At 46.2% G+C, this 17,620-nt stretch carries 17 protein-coding genes; 12 read left to right on the forward strand and 5 right to left on the reverse strand.

The window, feature by feature from the left end:
* Positions 1-52 precede the first annotated feature (52 nt).
* A complete protein-coding gene (gene parC / locus FD971_RS04715) occupies positions 53-2,425 on the forward strand; it encodes a DNA topoisomerase IV subunit A (protein WP_215335202.1) in 2,373 nt (790 codons plus the stop codon).
* Positions 2,426-2,491: 66 nt separating this feature from the next.
* On the opposite strand, the gene FD971_RS04720 is transcribed toward parC, so the two are convergent.
* A complete protein-coding gene (locus FD971_RS04720; protein WP_215334984.1) occupies positions 2,492-3,451 on the reverse strand; it encodes an XdhC family protein in 960 nt (319 codons plus the stop codon).
* 61 nt (positions 3,452-3,512) lie between these two features.
* On the opposite strand from FD971_RS04720, the gene FD971_RS04725 reads away from it, so the two are divergent.
* Entirely contained in the window at positions 3,513-4,163 is a 651-nt protein-coding gene (locus tag FD971_RS04725) for an NTP transferase domain-containing protein (protein ID WP_215334986.1), read from the forward strand.
* A 4-nt stretch (positions 4,164-4,167) separates the two neighbouring features.
* On the opposite strand, the gene FD971_RS04730 is transcribed toward FD971_RS04725, so the two are convergent.
* From FD971_RS04730 to FD971_RS04740, 3 genes are all read right to left on the reverse strand, one after another.
* A complete protein-coding gene (locus tag FD971_RS04730; protein ID WP_215334988.1) occupies positions 4,168-4,626 on the reverse strand; it encodes a RidA family protein in 459 nt (152 codons plus the stop codon).
* A gap of 61 nt (positions 4,627-4,687) precedes the next feature.
* Positions 4,688-5,863, reverse strand: coding sequence for a VWA domain-containing protein (locus FD971_RS04735; protein ID WP_215334990.1), 1,176 nt, complete (start codon positions 5,861-5,863; stop codon positions 4,688-4,690).
* A gap of 29 nt (positions 5,864-5,892) precedes the next feature.
* On the reverse strand, positions 5,893-6,750 hold the full coding sequence (locus tag FD971_RS04740; RefSeq protein WP_215334992.1) for a MoxR family ATPase: 858 nt from the start codon (positions 6,748-6,750) through the stop codon (positions 5,893-5,895).
* A 165-nt stretch (positions 6,751-6,915) separates the two neighbouring features.
* Between FD971_RS04740 and FD971_RS04745 the strand changes: the two genes are divergently transcribed.
* Together FD971_RS04745 and FD971_RS04750 are read left to right on the forward strand one after the other, a co-directional pair.
* The gene (locus FD971_RS04745) at positions 6,916-7,281 is read left to right on the forward strand and encodes a cytochrome c (protein WP_371743067.1); all 366 of its coding nucleotides are present in this window, start codon (positions 6,916-6,918) and stop codon (positions 7,279-7,281) included.
* Between the two features lie 17 nt (positions 7,282-7,298).
* Entirely contained in the window at positions 7,299-7,643 is a 345-nt protein-coding gene (locus FD971_RS04750; protein ID WP_215334996.1) for a c-type cytochrome, read from the forward strand.
* Between the two features lie 95 nt (positions 7,644-7,738).
* On the opposite strand, the gene FD971_RS04755 is transcribed toward FD971_RS04750, so the two are convergent.
* On the reverse strand, positions 7,739-8,377 hold the full coding sequence (locus tag FD971_RS04755; protein WP_215334998.1) for a GntR family transcriptional regulator: 639 nt from the start codon (positions 8,375-8,377) through the stop codon (positions 7,739-7,741).
* Between the two features lie 96 nt (positions 8,378-8,473).
* Between FD971_RS04755 and scpA the strand changes: the two genes are divergently transcribed.
* Genes scpA through FD971_RS04795 form a run of 8 tightly spaced genes read left to right on the forward strand, consistent with a single transcriptional unit; the run spans position 8,474 to position 17,620 of the window.
* Complete coding sequence (gene scpA, locus FD971_RS04760; RefSeq protein ID WP_251368683.1) at positions 8,474-10,669, forward strand: methylmalonyl-CoA mutase; 2,196 nt, start codon at positions 8,474-8,476, stop codon at positions 10,667-10,669.
* 22 nt (positions 10,670-10,691) lie between these two features.
* Positions 10,692-11,717: a methylmalonyl Co-A mutase-associated GTPase MeaB gene (meaB, locus tag FD971_RS04765; RefSeq protein WP_215335000.1), complete on the forward strand. Its 1,026-nt coding sequence runs from the start codon at positions 10,692-10,694 to the stop codon at positions 11,715-11,717.
* 10 nt (positions 11,718-11,727) lie between these two features.
* Positions 11,728-13,260 (forward strand): acyl-CoA carboxylase subunit beta, encoded by a 1,533-nt coding sequence (locus FD971_RS04770; RefSeq protein WP_215335002.1) that lies wholly within the window; start codon positions 11,728-11,730, stop codon positions 13,258-13,260.
* A gap of 26 nt (positions 13,261-13,286) precedes the next feature.
* Positions 13,287-15,311 (forward strand): acetyl-CoA carboxylase biotin carboxylase subunit, encoded by a 2,025-nt coding sequence (accC, locus tag FD971_RS04775; protein WP_215335206.1) that lies wholly within the window; start codon positions 13,287-13,289, stop codon positions 15,309-15,311.
* A gap of 8 nt (positions 15,312-15,319) precedes the next feature.
* A complete protein-coding gene (locus FD971_RS04780; RefSeq protein ID WP_215335004.1) occupies positions 15,320-15,784 on the forward strand; it encodes a VOC family protein in 465 nt (154 codons plus the stop codon).
* Between the two features lie 18 nt (positions 15,785-15,802).
* Entirely contained in the window at positions 15,803-16,525 is a 723-nt protein-coding gene (gene tsaB / locus FD971_RS04785; protein WP_251368684.1) for a tRNA (adenosine(37)-N6)-threonylcarbamoyltransferase complex dimerization subunit type 1 TsaB, read from the forward strand.
* The gene (rimI, locus tag FD971_RS04790; protein ID WP_215335006.1) at positions 16,518-17,063 is read left to right on the forward strand and encodes a ribosomal protein S18-alanine N-acetyltransferase; all 546 of its coding nucleotides are present in this window, start codon (positions 16,518-16,520) and stop codon (positions 17,061-17,063) included. Before tsaB ends, rimI begins: the two co-directional genes overlap by 8 nt.
* The gene (locus FD971_RS04795) at positions 17,060-17,620 is read left to right on the forward strand and encodes a hypothetical protein (protein WP_251368685.1); all 561 of its coding nucleotides are present in this window, start codon (positions 17,060-17,062) and stop codon (positions 17,618-17,620) included. The genes rimI and FD971_RS04795 overlap by 4 nt, the downstream gene beginning before the upstream one ends.

The following is a 17,620-nucleotide window of genomic DNA, read 5'->3' on the forward strand; positions in this document are numbered from 1 at the left end:
TGCTACAGGCCCCACTGATCAAGCTGACCTGTTTGCAGGTGAGCCTATTGAAATGAATATTGTGGAAGTCGATGAGTCCATCACTCCCCAAGCAGGTGGTCCTAGGGATCCACACGATCCCAAAAAAGTTGAGCTAAATGAAGATGATAAAGACAGCTTAACGCTAGCGGTCTACGCAGAGCGAGCTTATCTTGATTACGCAATTAGCGTAGTGAAAGGTCGTGCGCTACCTGATGTATCCGATGGTCAAAAACCAGTTCAACGCCGAATCTTGTTCTCCATGAGCGAGATGGGCTTGCGCGCTGACGCTAAGCCCGTCAAGAGTGCTCGTGTCGTTGGTGATGTATTGGGTAAGTTTCATCCGCACGGTGACCAATCTGCTTATGACGCATTAGTGCGTCTGGCGCAGAGCTTCTCCTTGCGCTATCCATTGATTGATGGCCAAGGTAACTTTGGTTCGCGTGATGGTGATGGCGCAGCGGCAATGCGTTACACCGAGGCGCGTTTAACCAAAATCGCTGGTCTTTTATTAAGTGAGATCGATGAAGGCACCGTAGACTTTGCGCCAAACTACGACGGCTCATTTCAAGAGCCTAAGTTGTTGCCGGCGCGCTTGCCATTTGTGCTCTTAAATGGGGCGTCTGGTATTGCCGTGGGTATGGCGACGGAGATTCCTTCGCATAATCTACGTGAAGTGGCGAGTGCAGCAATTGCTTTAATGAAGTCTCCTAAGATGAGCACTTCTGAGTTGCTCGAAATCATGCCTGGACCAGACTATCCAGGTGGCGGTCAAATTATTTCCTCTGCAGCCGAGATTGCGCAGATCTATGAGGCTGGTCGTGGCAGCTTAAAAGTGCGTGCCCGCTGGTCTATTGAAGAATTAGCTCGTGGCCAATGGCAAATTGTGGTGAATGAGTTGCCACCGTCTACTTCATCACAGCGTGTACTCCAAGAGATTGAGGAGATTACCAATCCGAAGGTGAAGGTTGGTAAGAAGACTTTAACCCCTGAGCAGAGCAACCTGAAATCCACCATCCTGAATGTGCTCGATGGTGTACGTGATGAATCTAGCAAAGATGCTGCGGTGCGCCTGGTATTTGAGCCAAAGAGTAAAAATATTGATGTCAATGAGTTTGCCAATCTTTTGCTTGCTCATACCTCTTTGGAATCCAATGCGCCAATGAACTTGGTGATGATTGGTACGGACGGCCGTCCTCGTCAAAAAGGTCTGAAAGAGATTATTTCTGAGTGGATTTCTTTCAGGGTTGCGACTGTTACTCGACGTACTCAACATCGCTTGGGCAAGGTCAATGACCGCATGCATATTTTGGAGGGGCGCTTAATTGTCCTTCTGAACATTGATAAGGTCATCAAGATCATTCGCAATAGCGATGAACCTAAGGCTGATCTTATTAAAGAATTCAAGCTCAGTGATCGCCAGGCAGAAGATATTCTAGATATTCGCTTGCGTCAATTGGCCCGTCTGGAAGGCATCAAGATTGAGCAAGAGCTAAAAGAACTTAAGTCTGAACGTGACGATCTTGAAGGTTTATTGCAGAGCGATACCGTGCTTCGCAAGCGCATCATCAAAGAAATCGAATCCGATATGAAGGATTTTGGCGATGATCGTCGTACCTTAATTCAGGAAGACAAGCGTGCCGTTGCTGAAACCAAGGTATTGGATGAGCCGGTAACGGTCATCGTGTCTCAAAAAGGTTGGGTGCGCGTACGCCAAGGTCATGAGCATGATGCAACGCAATTTGGCTTTAAGGCAGGTGATGCCCTCTACGGAACATTTGAGTGCCGCACAGTGGATGTGATGCAAGGCTTTGGTAGCGATGGTCGTGTCTATACCGTGCCAGTGAGCGAGTTGCCTGGTGCCCGTGGCGATGGTTCGCCATTGACTAGCTTTGTAAACTTGGCGGCTGGATCCCAAATGGTGGCTTACTATGCTGGCCAGCCTGATGACCTGGTACTCATTTCTACAAGATCAGGTAACGGTTTCCTTGCAAACGTCGCTGACATGACTACCCGTAATAAGGCTGGTAAATCATTTGTTGGCATCGACAGTAAATTCCCAGGCGGTGATGCACCTCTGGGCGCAGCTAAGGTGACGGCCGGCATGAAACAGGTAGCCTGTTTATCCGAAAACTCCAAGTTGTTGGTATTCCCATTAGATGAGCTCAAGCGTTTACCTACAGGTGGTAAGGGTGTGATTTTGATGGGCTTGGATGATAAAGAGAAGCTGGCTTCTGCCATCGCCGTTGGTCCTGATGGTGCTACCTATTCAGGTGCTGGGCGTGCGGGTAAACCTACTGAGTTGAGCCTTGATGCGAAAACGTTGAAATCATTTGCAGGGAATCGCGCTCGTAAAGGTCATTTCGTAGAGCCAAGATTAAAAGATGGGAAGCTGAAGGCCAATTAGGTAGTTGGGCTTGATTTAGGTAAATAAAAAACCCGGTCATCAACTGATCGGGTTTTTTATTGCCTCTTAAACTTTTGCCGGTATCGGCACTCCGTACTTCACGGCGATTACTTCAGCCAAAATGGACACGGCAATTTCAGGTGGGGTTAAAGCGCCAATGAATAAACCTACCGGGCCATGAAGTTGCTCCACCTGTTCCTGACTAACATCGAACTCCAGTATGCGAGCCTTCCGCTTCTGAGTATTGATTCTGCTGCCCAGAGCCCCAACATAAAAAGCAGGTGACTTCAATGCCTCCATTAAGGCCATGTCATCAAGTTTGGGATCGTGGGTTAATGCGACTACAGCTGTATGAGAATCAACGCCAATTTCCAGAAGCACATCATCTGGCATGCCTTTGATAAATTGAATATGTTCGCGATTAATTCCCTCTGCGTACTCTTCACGTGGATCGATCACAATGACCTCAAAGTCAGAGGCTAGGGCAAAATCAGCGGTATAGAGCGATAGTTGTCCTGCGCCAATAATGACCATGCGCCAACGAGGACCATAAGTGGTTTTCATCAGGCGCTCATCGCAAATAAATGCCTCATTACGATTACCAGCTTCTAAGGTAGATTTACCAGTAGATAGATCAACCGTACGAGAAGTAATTTGATGACTGGAGATAGAGGCCAGAATAGCTTCTAAAATCACCAGCTCAGGTTTTGGCTCGACCAGCAGTCGCAGTGTTCCACCACAAGGCAGGCCAAAGCGTGCAGCTTCTTGTTGGCTAACGCCATAGACCACCATTTCTGGAAGCTCTTTAGTGAGGATTTCGGTTTGTACTCGACGAATTAAGTCATCTTCGACACATCCGCCTGAAACTGAGCCGGTAACTTGACCATCATCTCTGATTGCCACCCAAGAGCCAATTGGTCTTGGTGCAGAGCCCCAAGTTTGAACAACTGTTGCGATGGCAACCGAATGGCCTGCTTTAAGCCAATCCACAGCGGCATTTAATACGCTTAAATCAGTACTGTTCATTTCGTGTCTTGAATATTCTTTTATTTATTTTTTTACTGCGAATGTATTTATTATCACTCTAATGACAAGTTCTAGCCCATTACTGCAAGCTTCACAATTGCGCCTAGCTGTATTGTTGCTAGCGGCAGGTGAGGGCAGTCGTCTCGGTAATCATCCTAAAGTCCTGCTCCGCAAGGAGAGTCAGACGTTATTGCAGCGATTTTCAAGCGAGATCCAGGCATTCAGTCCTGTTGAGTACATTGTTGTTACTGGCTTTCATGCCCAGGCAATTGAATTAGAAATCGCAAAGATAAACACCTCAATAGCGCTTCCTATAAAGTTTGCCCGAAATACCACTCCAGAAAAAGGCCAACCCTCGTCAGTTCGTTTGGGGCTTGAATCTCTTCAGGAAAAATTTGACGTCTTGTTAGTTGCGCTCTCAGATCAGCCTGAAATAGGCGCAAGTGAAATTCAAGAATTACTTGAGGCATTCCTCAAGCGAGAGGGTTGTGAAGAAATCATCTTGCCAATAGTGGCAGGGAGGCGTGGTAATCCGGTGCTGTTTTCTTATAAAGCAGTATTAGACGTACTAGAAACTCCCGGTATGGTTTGCCGAGAATATATGGATATCCATCCAGATAAGGTGAGAACGATGCCCACCAGTAATCAGGCATTTGTTATGGATGTTGACACGCCGGAAGACATCCAAGCACACAAATTAAGCCTGACTTAGTTTTTTAAATTTCAGCTATTAACTCGATTTCAACGCAAGCGCCTAAAGGGATTTGCGCGACACCAAAGGCGCTGCGTGCATGTTTTCCAGCATCTCCAAATACCTCAAAGAGCAGTTCTGAGCAGCCATTAATTACTAAGTGTTGCTCAGTAAATTCAGAGGTGGAATTCACTAGCCCCATGACTTTAACAATGCGCTTAACTTTGTCGAGCGAGCCCAAGTGATTTTGTAGTGTCGCTATTAAATCAATTGCAATCGACCTGGCGGCAGCTTTGCCGGTTTCCGTATCCATATCGAGACCAAGCTTACCAACCCAAGGTTTACCATCTTTCTTGGCAATGTGGCCTGATAGAAAAACAGTATTACCAGTCGTGGCAGCCATGACATAAGCAGCAGCAGGTGGTCCGGGTGGTGGTAAATCAATACCAAGGGTTTTCAGGCGATCGCTAATGTGATTTGTCATAGATTGTTAGTAAAAATTTAAAAAGAAAAAAGGAAAGATGGCTGAAGTAAATATTACTAGATTACTTTGAGAGTTGACGCATAGCATTCTCAAGACCGTTCATGGTCACGGGATACATACGATCTTTCATCAGGCCCCTCATGATGTCGATCGATTGGCGATACTGCCAAACTGATTCTGGCTCTGGATTGAGCCAGGCAAAGTGGGGAAAGTGATCAATGAGTCGATTGATCCACGCTGCACCAGTTTCTCGATTGTTGTATTCAACGGAACCATTGGGGCTTAGTATTTCATAAGGAGACATGGTGGCATCGCCAATAAAAATGAGCTTGTAGTCGGGTCCATACTTATTAATGATGTCTTGAGTAGCGGAGACTTGGTCTCGTCTACGGCGATTGCTTTGCCATAGATGCTCATAAACGCAGTTATGAAAATAGTAATACTCCAAGTGTTTAAATTCAGTTTTAACAGCAGTGAATAACTCAGAGATACGTTGAATATGATCATCCATGGATCCGCCAACATCCATTAACAACAGTACCTTGACCTGGTTGTGGCGCTCTGGTCGCATTTGAATATCAAGCATGCCTGCATTCGCAGCGGTGGAGTGAATGGTCTTATCCAGATCCAGCTCTAAATTGGATCCTTCTCTAGCAAATCGCCTCAAGCGACGTAAAGCCATTTTAATATTGCGTGTCCCCAGGCTCAGATCGCTGTCATAGTCTTTAAATTCACGGGCTTCCCAGACTTTGATGGCTGTGCGATTACCAGCGCTTTCACCTCCAATGCGTATGCCCTCTGGGTGATAGCCGCTATGACCAAAAGGGGATGAGCCGCCTGCGCCAATCCATTTATTACCGCCCCCGTGCCACTCCTTTTGCTCCTTCATGAGTTCTTGAAGACGCTTTTGCAATGCTTCGGGCCCGCCTAATTTTTTAAGGGCAGCTTTTTCTTCGTCAGTTAATACGCGCTGTAATTTTTTCTCTAACCAGTCCAAAGGAATATCTGGTGCCAAGGCCATGATTTGCTCTACACCATTAAAGTAGGAGCCAAAGACTTGATCAAAGCGATCAAAGTGTTGCTCATCCTTCACTAGGGTCATGCGCGCAAGTTGATAAAACTCATCAATCGAAGGTTCAATGACACCTTCTTTTAAGGCTTCTAGTAAGGTTAAAAATTCTCGAACAGAAACCGGCACTTTTGCCTCTTTGAGTTTGAGAAAAAATTGAATCAACATGATTCAGCTATTGCAATAGGATGTCGAATTTAGCGGTGATTGCGATTCATCATCACTAGACGTTCAAATAAATGAATGTCTTGTTCATTTTTAAGAAGTGCGCCTTGCAAGGGGGGAATCACTATTTTTTCATCTCCGCTATAAAGCGCTTCCGCTGGAATATCTTCAGCAAGCAATAGTTTTAGCCAATCGATTAACTCTGAAGTAGAGGGCTTTTTTTTGAGACCCGGCAAAGATCGGATTTGGTAAAAAGATTTCAGAGCAGCGTCCAGCAACTCCTGTTTGATATTTGGATGGTGAACATCAACAATGCTTTGCATAGTTTGGGCATCTGGGAATGAGATGTAATGAAAGAAACAGCGGCGTAAAAAAGCATCCGGTAATTCTTTTTCATTATTGGAGGTGATGATTACAAGAGGGCGATGCTTTGCTTTAATGAGCTCACGTGTTTCGTATACGTAGAACTCCATCCGATCAATTTCACGCAGAAGATCGTTGGGGAACTCGATATCTGCTTTGTCAATCTCATCAATTAATAAAACGACTGGTTCATCAGCCTCAAATGCTTGCCAAAGCACGCTTTTAACTATGTAGTTGCGAATGTCATTGACTTTTTCATCGCCGAGTTGGGAGTCTCTCAAGCGACTCACTGCATCGTATTCATACAGGCCTTGTTGAGCTTTGGTGGTTGACTTGATATGCCATTGCATCAAAGGCATATTGAGGGCTGCAGCCACTTCTTCCGCCAACATGGTCTTGCCCGTACCAGGCTCGCCCTTGATTAAGAGAGGGCGCTGAAGTGCAATCGCAGCATTCACTGCCAATTTCAGGTCATCGGTTGCTACATAGCTTTGGGATCCGTCAAAGCGGGATTTTGTCTTGGTCATCGTGAAGTCAATCAATTTGTCTGTAATCAGCGTTTAAGTATAGGTAATAGGGTGCTTATTTTCAGTGTTTTCACTAATTTCAGGGGGTGAAACGAGGTATATCAGTCCGTCTCCGCTATACTCTTCCCAAATTGATCTAAATCAAACTCGTTAATGATGATTTCTATGAAAAAACACCTCATTCTTCCCCAATTGACCCTCTGCGCAGGTCTAGCTTTTGCTGGGTTTGCAGTGCAAGCTCAAGATGTCAAAGGTTCGGCTCAGGCTGGCCAAGGCAAGGTTTGGCTCTGTATTGGCTGCCACTCCATTCCTGACTACCGTGCGGACTATCCTTTGGTTTACAAAGTGCCAATGTTGGGCGGCCAAAATGCTGCCTACATTTCTAGCGCTTTAGCCGCCTACAAAAAAGGCGAAAGAAAGCATCCAACGATGCGTTCTATTGCTGCCAGCTTGTCTGATCAGGACATGGCTGACCTTGGCGAATACTATGCTGCGCAAACTGCCAGCTCACCAAATAACCCATTGAAGTGATATTTAGAGGCACGTTTATGAAATTCGCACTAATTACCGCCATTTTGTTATCCAGTATCGGCGTTGCTCAAGCAGCTAATGCTGAAAAGGGTCAAGCACTCGTTGAGAAGGCCAATTGCGCCTCTTGTCATGGTGCTGGTCTGAATGCACCGATCTTGCCTGCTTATCCAAAGTTGGCTGGCCAGTACTCTGATTACCTCTTTTACGCTTTGAAGGCCTACAAAGTAGGCAACGGTAATGCTCAATACGGTCGCAATAATGCTGTGATGGGATCTCAGGTTCAGCCATTTACTGATGCTGATTTAGAGGATATGGCTGCTTACATCTCCAAATTACCTGGAAATTTCGTTATCAAGAAATAATCCAGAGATTCTGGCTGCAAAAGCAAAAAGGCTTAGGTGATGAACCTAAGCCTTTGTTTTTATGGGTTTATTTCACTCATAGCTGCTAGTTAGCGCTATTTAGTCGCCTCGAGGCCTCTGGTAAGGTGTTTGCGCATGGCCATTTCCGCCCCCAATGGATCTCGCTTAAGAATAGCCTGAAGAATCTCGCGATGCTCCACTAGTGAGCTCAATAGACGTCCATTTCGACTTAAAGAGTCACGCCTTTGAAGCTTGAGAACCTTGCGTAAGTCCTCAATCACACCATTCATCCATTTATTACCTGCGATTTCTTGGATCAAGTCATGAAATTTGACGTTAATTTCAAAGAATTGCTCGGTATCACGGTCGGCTGCAGCCTTTTCTAGTCGGTGATGCAGGTTATCAAGTTGCGTTAGCTGGGCTTCAGAAGCTTTTATTGCCGTCTCCTTAGCTGCTTGTCCCTCGAGCAGAGAGAGAACAGTGAAGATTTGTTCAAGATCACGCCGATCTACTTCTGTTACATAGGCTCCTTTGTTCATTTTGGTCGTCACAAGACCTTCAGAAGCTAATACCTTGATTGCTTCACGCATCGGTGTGCGACTAATTCCAAAGGCTATTGCCAGGCTTTGCTCGTCAAGCCAGCTTCCTGGCGCTAATTCGTGGGCGAAGATCTGCTCGCGTAGGCGCTCAGCTACGTCTTCGTATAAGGGTCGGTTAATTAGTTTTGTATTCATAATTATGTATACAGTATCTAGACAAAATAAAAAATGTCAAGCAAAATAGCCCTACAAATTTAGCAACAATGTAATAAAGCTAACCGGGAGTGCTTTATGAATACGAATGAAAAAAAGTCATCATCGAATGCATCCAATACTTGGCCTAATGTGCCGGATAGCAATTTAGACGCTTGGAAAAAATCAGCCCAAAAATCAGCACCTAATGGTGATGTCGATAAGTTAGGTTGGCAAACACCTGATGGCATCCATCTCAAGGCTTTATATACAGCCGAAGATACAGAAGGCCTTCAGTACACACATTCATTACCAGGATTTGAGCCATTTGTTCGTGGACCTCAGGCAACAATGTACTCAGTACGTCCTTGGACTATTCGTCAATACGCTGGCTTTTCAACGGCGGAAGAATCCAATGCGTTTTACCGCAAGGCGCTGGATGCAGGTGGTCAAGGCGTTTCTGTTGCATTCGATTTAGCAACCCATCGTGGGTATGACTCTGATCATCCACGTGTAACGGGTGACGTAGGCAAGGCTGGAGTAGCAATTGATTCTGTAGAAGACATGAAGATCTTGTTTGATGGCATTCCATTGGACAAAGTATCAGTTTCGATGACGATGAATGGCGCCGTGTTGCCAGTATTAGCGGGTTATATCGTTGCTGGTGAAGAGCAGGGTGTAAAGCAAGAATTGTTATCTGGAACGATTCAGAATGACATTCTGAAAGAGTTCATGGTGCGCAATACCTATATCTATCCACCAGAACCTTCTATGCGCATCATCGGTGACATCATTGAGTACACCGCCAAGCACATGCCGAAATTTAACTCGATATCCATTTCGGGTTATCACATGCAAGAAGCGGGAGCGAATCAAGTTCTCGAATTAGCATTTACATTGGCCGATGGTAAAGAGTACGTAAAAACTGCCTTAGCTAAAGGTTTGGATGTGGACGGCTTTGCGGGTCGCCTTTCATTTTTCTTCGCCATTGGCATGAACTTCTATTTGGAAGTTGCTAAGTTGCGCGCTGCACGCCTCTTATGGTGGCGCATCATGAAGTCCTTTGAGCCAAAGAATCCAAAGTCACTGATGTTGCGTACGCATTGTCAAACATCTGGCTGGTCTTTAACTGAACAAGATCCTTACAACAACGTTGTTCGTACAACAGTTGAAGCCATGGCTGCAGTATTTGGTGGTACTCAATCTTTGCATACCAATTCATTTGATGAAGCGATTGCTTTGCCGTCTGAGTTCTCTAGCCGAATCGCCCGTAATACCCAGTTGATCTTGCAAGAAGAGACTCACATTACTAGCGTGATCGATCCTTGGGCTGGCTCTTACATGATGGAGAACCTCACGCAAGAGATGGCTGATAAGGCTTGGGAAATCATTCAAGAAGTCGATGCCATGGGTGGCATGACCAAGGCGGTCGAAAGTGGTTGGGCTAAGCTGAAGATTGAAGCGGCTGCCGCTGAAAAGCAAGCCAAGATTGATTCTGGCTCTGATGTGATTGTTGGGGTTAATAAATACAAGCTCGGCAAAGAAGACTTAGTTGATGTCTTGATGATTGATAACGATAAGGTTCGTGAAAGCCAAGTTGCTCGATTGAAAGACATTAAGGCGAAGCGCGATTCCAAAAAAGTGGAAGCTGCATTAGAAGCACTAACAAAAGCTGCGGAAGAAAATACAGGCAACCTATTGGAATTGGCTGTGCAAGCAATTCGTTTGCGCGCTACGGTTGGCGAAGTTTCAGATGCATTAGAAAAAGTTTACGGGCGCCATCGCGCCGATACTCAAAAGGTGACCGGTGTGTATGCAGCTGCTTATGACTCAGCAGAAGGCTGGGAAAAATTGAAGGTCGAGATCGCTGATTTCGCAAAAGACTTTGGCCGTCGCCCGCGTGTAATGATTGCCAAGCTTGGCCAAGACGGTCATGATCGCGGCGCCAAAGTGGTTGCAACTGCTTTTGCTGACTTAGGTTTTGACGTTGATATTGGGCCTTTATTCCAAACTCCCGAAGAGTGTGCACGTCAAGCGATTGAAAATGACGTTCATGCTCTGGGCATATCTACTCTAGCTGCAGGTCATAAGACTTTAGTCCCTGCCATCATCGCTGAGTTGAAGAAGCAGGGTTCTGACGACATTATTGTCTTCGTGGGTGGCGTTATCCCTAGGCAGGATTATGACTTCTTATATGAGTCAGGCGTGAAGGGTATTTATGGTCCAGGCACTCCAATTCCAGCATCAGCCAAGGATGTGCTTGAGCAGATTCGTAAATCTGTAAAGCCTGAATAATTCAAAGCCAGAAGATATCAGCATGCTCAATGCAGTTGACCAAGCTTTGGTGAATGATCTCACTGGTGCGCCTTCATTGGCGCAGCGAAGGGCTTTGGCTAAGATTATTACCTTGCTAGAGTCCACACGCATGGATCATCGCAAGCGTGCCGATGATGTACTTAATACTTTATTGCCTAAGACAGGTAAATCCTTTCGTTTGGGTATCTCAGGTGTGCCTGGTGTTGGTAAGTCCACTCTCATTGAGACTCTGGGCTTATATCTGATTGATAGAGGTCATCGCGTTGCCGTTTTAGCCATTGATCCTTCCTCGAGCTTATCTGGCGGATCTATTTTGGGGGATAAGACCCGTATGGAGAAGCTGTCGGTCTTAGACAATGCCTTCATTCGTCCAAGCCCTTCATCTTGCACATTAGGCGGTGTAGCTGAGAAAACCCGTGAAGCGATGTTGGTTGCTGAGGCAGCAGGTTTTGACATTGTGATTGTGGAAACCGTAGGTGTAGGTCAAAGTGAAATTGCTGTGGCTGGAATGACCGATATGTTTCTGCTATTGCAATTGCCCAATGCAGGCGATGATCTACAGGCTATTAAAAAAGGTGTGATGGAGATTGCTGACCTGATTGTGATCAATAAGGTAGACATTGATCCTGATGCTGCAATGCGTGCGCAATTGTTTATTACAAGCTCTTTGCGCCTATTGGGCTTTCAAGGTAATCCTGACCATGCTTCGCACAATCAAGCGTATTGGCATCCTACTGTGATGACCTTAAGTGCTTTAGAGGGTAATGGCGTCCCGGAGTTATGGGAAAAAATTCTGCATTTTCAGAAACTCCAAAATTCAAATGGCTTATTGCAGTCACGCCGCAAACAACAAGCAGGGGCTTGGATGTGGGATCGCATTGATGCCGGTCTTAAGAATGCTTTTCAGAATCACCCAGCAGTACAAACACTTTTACCTGGCTTAAGTGCCGAGGTAAATCAAGGAACCATGGCCGCTTCTGTTGCTGCGAGACGTTTGCTCGAAGCAATGGGACACGAATTTTTCTAAGGGAGTAGTTATGAAGGAAATCATTCAACAGCTAGAAGCAAAGCGCGAGCTTGCCAGATTAGGTGGGGGGCAAAAGCGTATTGCTGCTCAGCATTCCAAAGGCAAGCTCACTGCACGTGAGCGTATTGAGCTCTTGCTAGATGCTGGCACCTTTGAAGAGTGGGATATGTTCGTTGAACATCGTTGCCACGATTTCGGCATGGCCGATCAAACTGTTCCAGGTGATGGCGTTGTTACTGGCTACGGCATGATCAACGGCCGTCTGGTGTTTGTTTTCTCTCAAGACTTTACTGTTTTGGGTGGATCACTCTCTGAAGCCCATGCTGAAAAGATTTGCAAGATCATGGATCAGGCGCTGAAGGTGGGCGCACCTGTGATTGGTTTAAATGACTCTGGTGGCGCGCGTATTCAAGAGGGTGTTGCTTCATTGGGTGGCTACGCTGAGATTTTCCAGCGCAACGTGACTGCCTCCGGAGTGATTCCACAAATTTCTTTAATCATGGGCCCATCAGCTGGCGGCGCTGTGTATTCCCCAGCCCTTACGGATTTCATCTTTATGGTGAAAGACAGTTCTTACATGTTTGTTACTGGTCCTGAAGTGGTGAAGACAGTAACGCATGAGGACGTCACTGCAGAGGAATTAGGTGGTGCCGTAACGCATTCGACAATTTCAGGCGTTTGTGATTTGGCTTTTGATAATGACGTTGATGCCATCATGATGCTCCGTCGCTTCTTTAACTATCTCCCATTATCGAATCGCGAAAAGCCGCCGATGATCAATGGTGCGATGCGCACTGAAGAGCCTGATTTCTCACTCGATACATTAGTGCCTAGCAACCCAAATCAACCTTACGATATGAAAGAGTTGATTGAGAAGATCGTTGATGATGGCGAGTTCTTTGAACTTCAACCTGATTATGCTAAGAATATCTTGATCGGTTTTGCTCGCATGGAAGGCCGTTCAATCGGTATCGTTGCTAATCAGCCTTTAGTGTTGGCAGGTTGTTTAGATATCAAGGCCTCCATTAAAGCGGCTCGCTTTGTTCGTTTTTGCGATGCCTTCAATATTCCAGTAGTTACTTTGGTGGACGTACCTGGATTTATGCCAGGTACATCACAAGAATACGGCGGAATTATTAAGCATGGTGCAAAGTTGCTCTACGCCTACGCAGATTGCACTGTTCCTAAAGTCACTCTGATCACCCGCAAAGCCTACGGCGGCGCCTATGACGTGATGGCTTCTAAACACTTGCGTGGTGACGTTAACTTTGCCTGGCCTTCTGCTGAAATCGCAGTAATGGGACCTAAAGGGGCTGTTGAAATTATCTTCCGCGAAGAGAAGTCGGATCCAGCAAAAATTACTGCACGTGAAGCTGAGTACAAAGCCAAGTTTGCAAATCCATTTGTGGCGGGTCGACGTGGCTACATTGATGATGTGATCTTGCCACATGAGACACGTAAGCGTATCTCACGCTCTTTGGCCATGCTCAAAGATAAAGAACTCACAAACCCACCGCGTAAACACGGCAATATTCCTCTTTAAGGCGCCGATAAATCATGACTACGAAAATGTTTAAGAAAATTTTGATTGCTAACCGCGGTGAGATTGCTTGCCGTGTGATGAAAACCGCCAAGAAGATGGGCATTAAAACCGTTGCCGTCTACTCTGAAGCAGATAAAGAGGCACGTCATGTGCAGATGGCTGATGAAGCTGTTTGCATAGGGCCTGCACCTTCACGCGAATCCTACTTAGTAATGGACCGCATCATTCAGGCATGCAAAGATACTGGTGCGGAAGCGGTTCATCCAGGCTACGGTTTCTTGTCTGAGAATGAGCAATTTGCACGTCGTTGCGAAGAAGAAGGCATTGTTTTTATTGGCCCTAAGCATCAGTCAATTGCAGCCATGGGCGACAAGATCGCCTCTAAGAAGCTTGCATTAGAGGCCAAGGTTAATACGATCCCTGGATTTAATGAGGCAATTGAGAGGGCTGAAGATGCCGTCAAGATTGCTCAAGGCATCGGCTATCCAGTCATGATTAAGGCATCTGCAGGCGGTGGCGGTAAAGGCTTGCGTGTCGCGTTTAATGACAAAGAGGCATTCGAAGGATTTACAGCATGTCGTACCGAAGCTCTCAACAGCTTTGGCGATGATCGTGTTTTCATTGAAAAGTTTGTTGAAGGGCCGCGTCATATTGAGATCCAGGTGTTGGGCGACGCTCATGGCAATGTGGTGTATTTGGGTGAGCGTGATTGCTCTATTCAGCGACGCCATCAAAAGGTGATCGAGGAGGCGCCATCCCCATTTATCGATCCCGCTACACGCAAGGCGATGGGTGAACAAGCCGTTGCATTAGCTAAGGCCGTGAACTATCAATCTGCGGGTACTGTCGAGTTTGTTGTAGGTAAAGATAAGTCTTTCTACTTCCTCGAAATGAACACGCGCTTGCAAGTTGAGCATCCCGTAACTGAAGGTATTACTGGCTTAGATTTAGTTGAGCAAATGATTCGTGTTGCTGCTGGCGAAAAGTTAGCATTTAAACAAGAAGATATTAAGCTCAACGGTTGGTCTATGGAATGTCGTATTAATGCGGATGATCCGTTCCGCAATTTCTTGCCATCTACCGGCCGTTTAGTGAAATATCGCCCTCCGGAAGAGTTAGATGGTGTGCGTGTAGATACCGGTGTCTATGAGGGCGGCGAGATTCCAATGTATTACGACTCGATGATTGCCAAATTAATTGTTCATGGCAAGGATCGTACGGAAGCAATTGAAAAGATGCGCGCTGCCTTGAATGACTTTGTGATTCGCGGCATTCATTCGAATATCCCTTTTCAGGCAGCCTTATTGCAGCATCCCCGCTTTGTGTCTGGTGACTTCACTACCGGCTTTATTGCTGAAGAGTATCCAGATGGTTTCAAAAAGGACTCCGTTCAGCCAGCAGACCCAAAACGTTTGGCAGCCTTGGCAGCATTTATGCGTTATCGCTACCTTGAGCATATAAAGATGATCGATGGTCAATTGGCTGGTCATGAGATGACGATCGCGAAGAAATTTGTCGTGGTGACTGGATCTCGTGTTGGATCAAATGAAGAGATCCAAGAGATTCCAGTTCGCGTTGATCTGAAGGAGGGTGTTTACTCTGTCTACATTGAAGAGGCGAGTGATGTCAGTCGCTACAACATTGTCAGCAATTGGCGCCCAGGCGAACTGTGTTTGCGTGCAACTATTAATGGCACCCATAAGATCACTGCACAAGTTGAGCGTAAGGGTGTTAAATACGCTCTTGTTTTGGATGGTGCGCATTACGAGTGTATGGTCTTGAGCCCCCTAGGTGCAGAGCTTCAACGTCGCATGTTAGTCAAAGTTCCACCAGATACTTCTAAGTTAGTTATGTCCCCAATGCCTGGCCTCTTGACCAATATTTCAGTCAAAGTTGGCGAAGCAGTTACTGCCGGACAGAAATTGGCTGCGATTGAAGCCATGAAAATGGAAAACACTTTAGTTGCCGCTCAGGATGGCGTGGTTGCAGAAATCTGCGCCAATGTGGGCGAAAGCTTAGCGGTTGATCAATTGATTATTCGCTTCGAATAAGGCATGCCATGACCAAACCATTCAAGATATTAGGTATTCAGCAAATTGCGATTGGAGGCGAAAATAAAGATCGCCTCCGTAAGCTTTGGGTTGACATGCTCGGCTTTGACTATAAGAGCACTTTTGTCTCTGAGCGTGAAAACGTCGACGAGGATATTTGCGCAATTGGTACCGGTGCGCATGAGATAGAAGTAGATCTCATGCAGCCTTTTGATATTGAAAAGAAGCCAGCCGTTCATCAAACACCTCTCAATCACATTGGCCTATGGGTGGATGATCTACCAAAGGCGGTAGAGTGGTTATCTGCGCAGGGCCTGCGCTTTGCCCCTGGCGGTATTCGCAAGGGTGCGGCAGGTTATGACATTACCTTCGTACATCCCAAAGGTAATGAAGAATTTCCTCTTTGCGGTGAGGGCGTGTTAATTGAGCTTGTTCAGGCTCCACCGGATATCATTGCGGGTCTGAGTTCATAAGAAGTTAGAGAGTCCAAATTGACACGTATATTGGCCATCGACACCTCCTCAGCTTGGTGTTCGGTGGCTTTATCTTTAGATGATGCGCCACCATTAGTTCGCCACCAAAAGGTGTCGGCTGGCGCTAGCCAACTCTTACTGCCATGGGTTGAAGAGTTGCTGTCGGAGGCTTCGATCGAACTTTCTTCCTTGGATGCGATTGCGATTGGGAATGGTCCTGGAGCTTTTACAGGGGTACGCTTGGGTGTCGCGGTTGTCCAAGGCTTGGCAATTGCTGCCAAGTTACCAGCACTTGCTGTAGCGAGTCTGGATGCAATTGCCAGTCAACTTGTTCTATCGCCTGCGTTTGTTTCTTCTGGTGCTCACTCTTTTGTTGTGGCGCTTGATGCCCGCATGGGTGAGGTTTATTGGGCTAGCTATAGAACTACACAGAATGCATTGCCTCAACGCCAGGGTGATATTCATTTAAGCGCTCCAGAAGGAATAGATCTGGCCAATATCGAATTTCTGGCAGGTAGCGCAATTACAGAATTTGGCGAGCGTGTATTTGCTTCTATACCCAAGACTTTAGCAAGCTCTCATTTGGATTCTGAAATTGGTGTGAATGCTTTGGGCGTACTAGCTTGTGCCCAAGCAATGTGGAGCCAGGGTTTGCAACAAGATGTACACCTACTAGAGCCTCTGTACATCCGCAATAAGGTTGCTTTCACCTCGTTTGAACGCAGTCAACAGCATGGTTAATACCTCTCCATCAGAAAAAGCCAGTACAGAGGGGGTTTCAGAACTCTCCTTTCTTCCAATGACTGTTGCTGATTTGGATTCAGTCTTGGCGATTGAATCTGTTTCTCATATTCACCCATGGACTCAGGGTAATTTCACAGACTCATTGGCTGCAGGTCATTGGGCTTATTGTGTAAGACCACAATTGTCAGATGCGGTAGAGGGAAGTTACTTGGATCCAGAGATTCTCTGGGCCTACTGTATTTTGTTTCCAGCGGTTGATGAGTTGCATCTGCTGAATATCACTGTTTCCCCAAAATTGCGTCGTCTAGGTATTGGTATCAAGATGATGAATGCAATCGAAGGGGTAGCAGCTCAACAAAATATGCCTCGAATCATTCTTGAGGTGCGCCCCAGCAATGCTGCAGCCTTAAAGCTCTATCAAAGCCTGGGTTATGAGCAGATAGGTATTCGTAAGAATTATTATCCAGTTGATGCCGCCAGTGGATTGCGTGAAGATGCTCTCGTATTAGCTAAATCGATTAAGCTTATGGCATGAATATGAGTACAAACTCCACATTTCTGAAAGAGATGGGCATCACCGAATGGACATCGCGTGATGTCGATCCTGAGCAAGCTCATGTAGTGGTTGCCGCTGAGATAGAGCAACATCATGCTAATCAAATGGAAGCTACATCACCGGCTGAGGTTGAAATCCATGAGCGTAGATCTGCTGGGGTATGGTGGTTCTTTGGCAATAAACCTCAAGGTGATGCAGAGGTGCTTTTCCAGAACACCATTCGGGTTCTGGGTTTAACTCCGCAGGAGTGGTCTTGGAAAAATCCTTCGGAAAAATTCAACCCAGAACATTTTCCACAAGATGGAACTCCTATTGTGGCTTTGGCATTTGGCGGGAGTGCTGCCCAGCGATTGTCGGGTGAGCGTGATGCGCTACCTGAACTGCGTGAAACTGTTTTGGCAATCAATGCCGACGGTGCAGAAGATCTCCCCTTGATTGCTACTTTTGAGTTAAATCAACTGATTGCCAAACCACAGGATAAGGCGCTATTTTGGCAAGATCTGTTGCTGGCTAAATCGGTATTGCAAAACATCTAA

This window comes from Polynucleobacter sp. AP-Ainpum-60-G11 (assembly GCF_018688375.1).
Lineage (GTDB): Bacteria > Pseudomonadota > Gammaproteobacteria > Burkholderiales > Burkholderiaceae > Polynucleobacter.

Coding starts and splice junctions, on each gene's coding strand:
- parC (WP_215335202.1), top strand. CDS start 53: ATGAATATTGTGGAAGTCGATGAGTCCATCACTCCCCAAGCAGGTGGT.
- FD971_RS04720 (WP_215334984.1), bottom strand. CDS start 3,451: ATGAACAGTACTGATTTAAGCGTATTAAATGCCGCTGTGGATTGGCTT.
- FD971_RS04725 (WP_215334986.1), top strand. CDS start 3,513: ATGACAAGTTCTAGCCCATTACTGCAAGCTTCACAATTGCGCCTAGCT.
- FD971_RS04730 (WP_215334988.1), bottom strand. CDS start 4,626: ATGACAAATCACATTAGCGATCGCCTGAAAACCCTTGGTATTGATTTA.
- FD971_RS04735 (WP_215334990.1), bottom strand. CDS start 5,863: ATGTTGATTCAATTTTTTCTCAAACTCAAAGAGGCAAAAGTGCCGGTT.
- FD971_RS04740 (WP_215334992.1), bottom strand. CDS start 6,750: ATGACCAAGACAAAATCCCGCTTTGACGGATCCCAAAGCTATGTAGCA.
- FD971_RS04745 (WP_371743067.1), top strand. CDS start 6,916: ATGAAAAAACACCTCATTCTTCCCCAATTGACCCTCTGCGCAGGTCTA.
- FD971_RS04750 (WP_215334996.1), top strand. CDS start 7,299: ATGAAATTCGCACTAATTACCGCCATTTTGTTATCCAGTATCGGCGTT.
- FD971_RS04755 (WP_215334998.1), bottom strand. CDS start 8,377: ATGAATACAAAACTAATTAACCGACCCTTATACGAAGACGTAGCTGAG.
- scpA (WP_251368683.1), top strand. CDS start 8,474: ATGAATACGAATGAAAAAAAGTCATCATCGAATGCATCCAATACTTGG.
- meaB (WP_215335000.1), top strand. CDS start 10,692: ATGCTCAATGCAGTTGACCAAGCTTTGGTGAATGATCTCACTGGTGCG.
- FD971_RS04770 (WP_215335002.1), top strand. CDS start 11,728: ATGAAGGAAATCATTCAACAGCTAGAAGCAAAGCGCGAGCTTGCCAGA.
- accC (WP_215335206.1), top strand. CDS start 13,287: ATGTTTAAGAAAATTTTGATTGCTAACCGCGGTGAGATTGCTTGCCGT.
- FD971_RS04780 (WP_215335004.1), top strand. CDS start 15,320: ATGACCAAACCATTCAAGATATTAGGTATTCAGCAAATTGCGATTGGA.
- rimI (WP_215335006.1), top strand. CDS start 16,518: ATGGTTAATACCTCTCCATCAGAAAAAGCCAGTACAGAGGGGGTTTCA.
- FD971_RS04795 (WP_251368685.1), top strand. CDS start 17,060: ATGAATATGAGTACAAACTCCACATTTCTGAAAGAGATGGGCATCACC.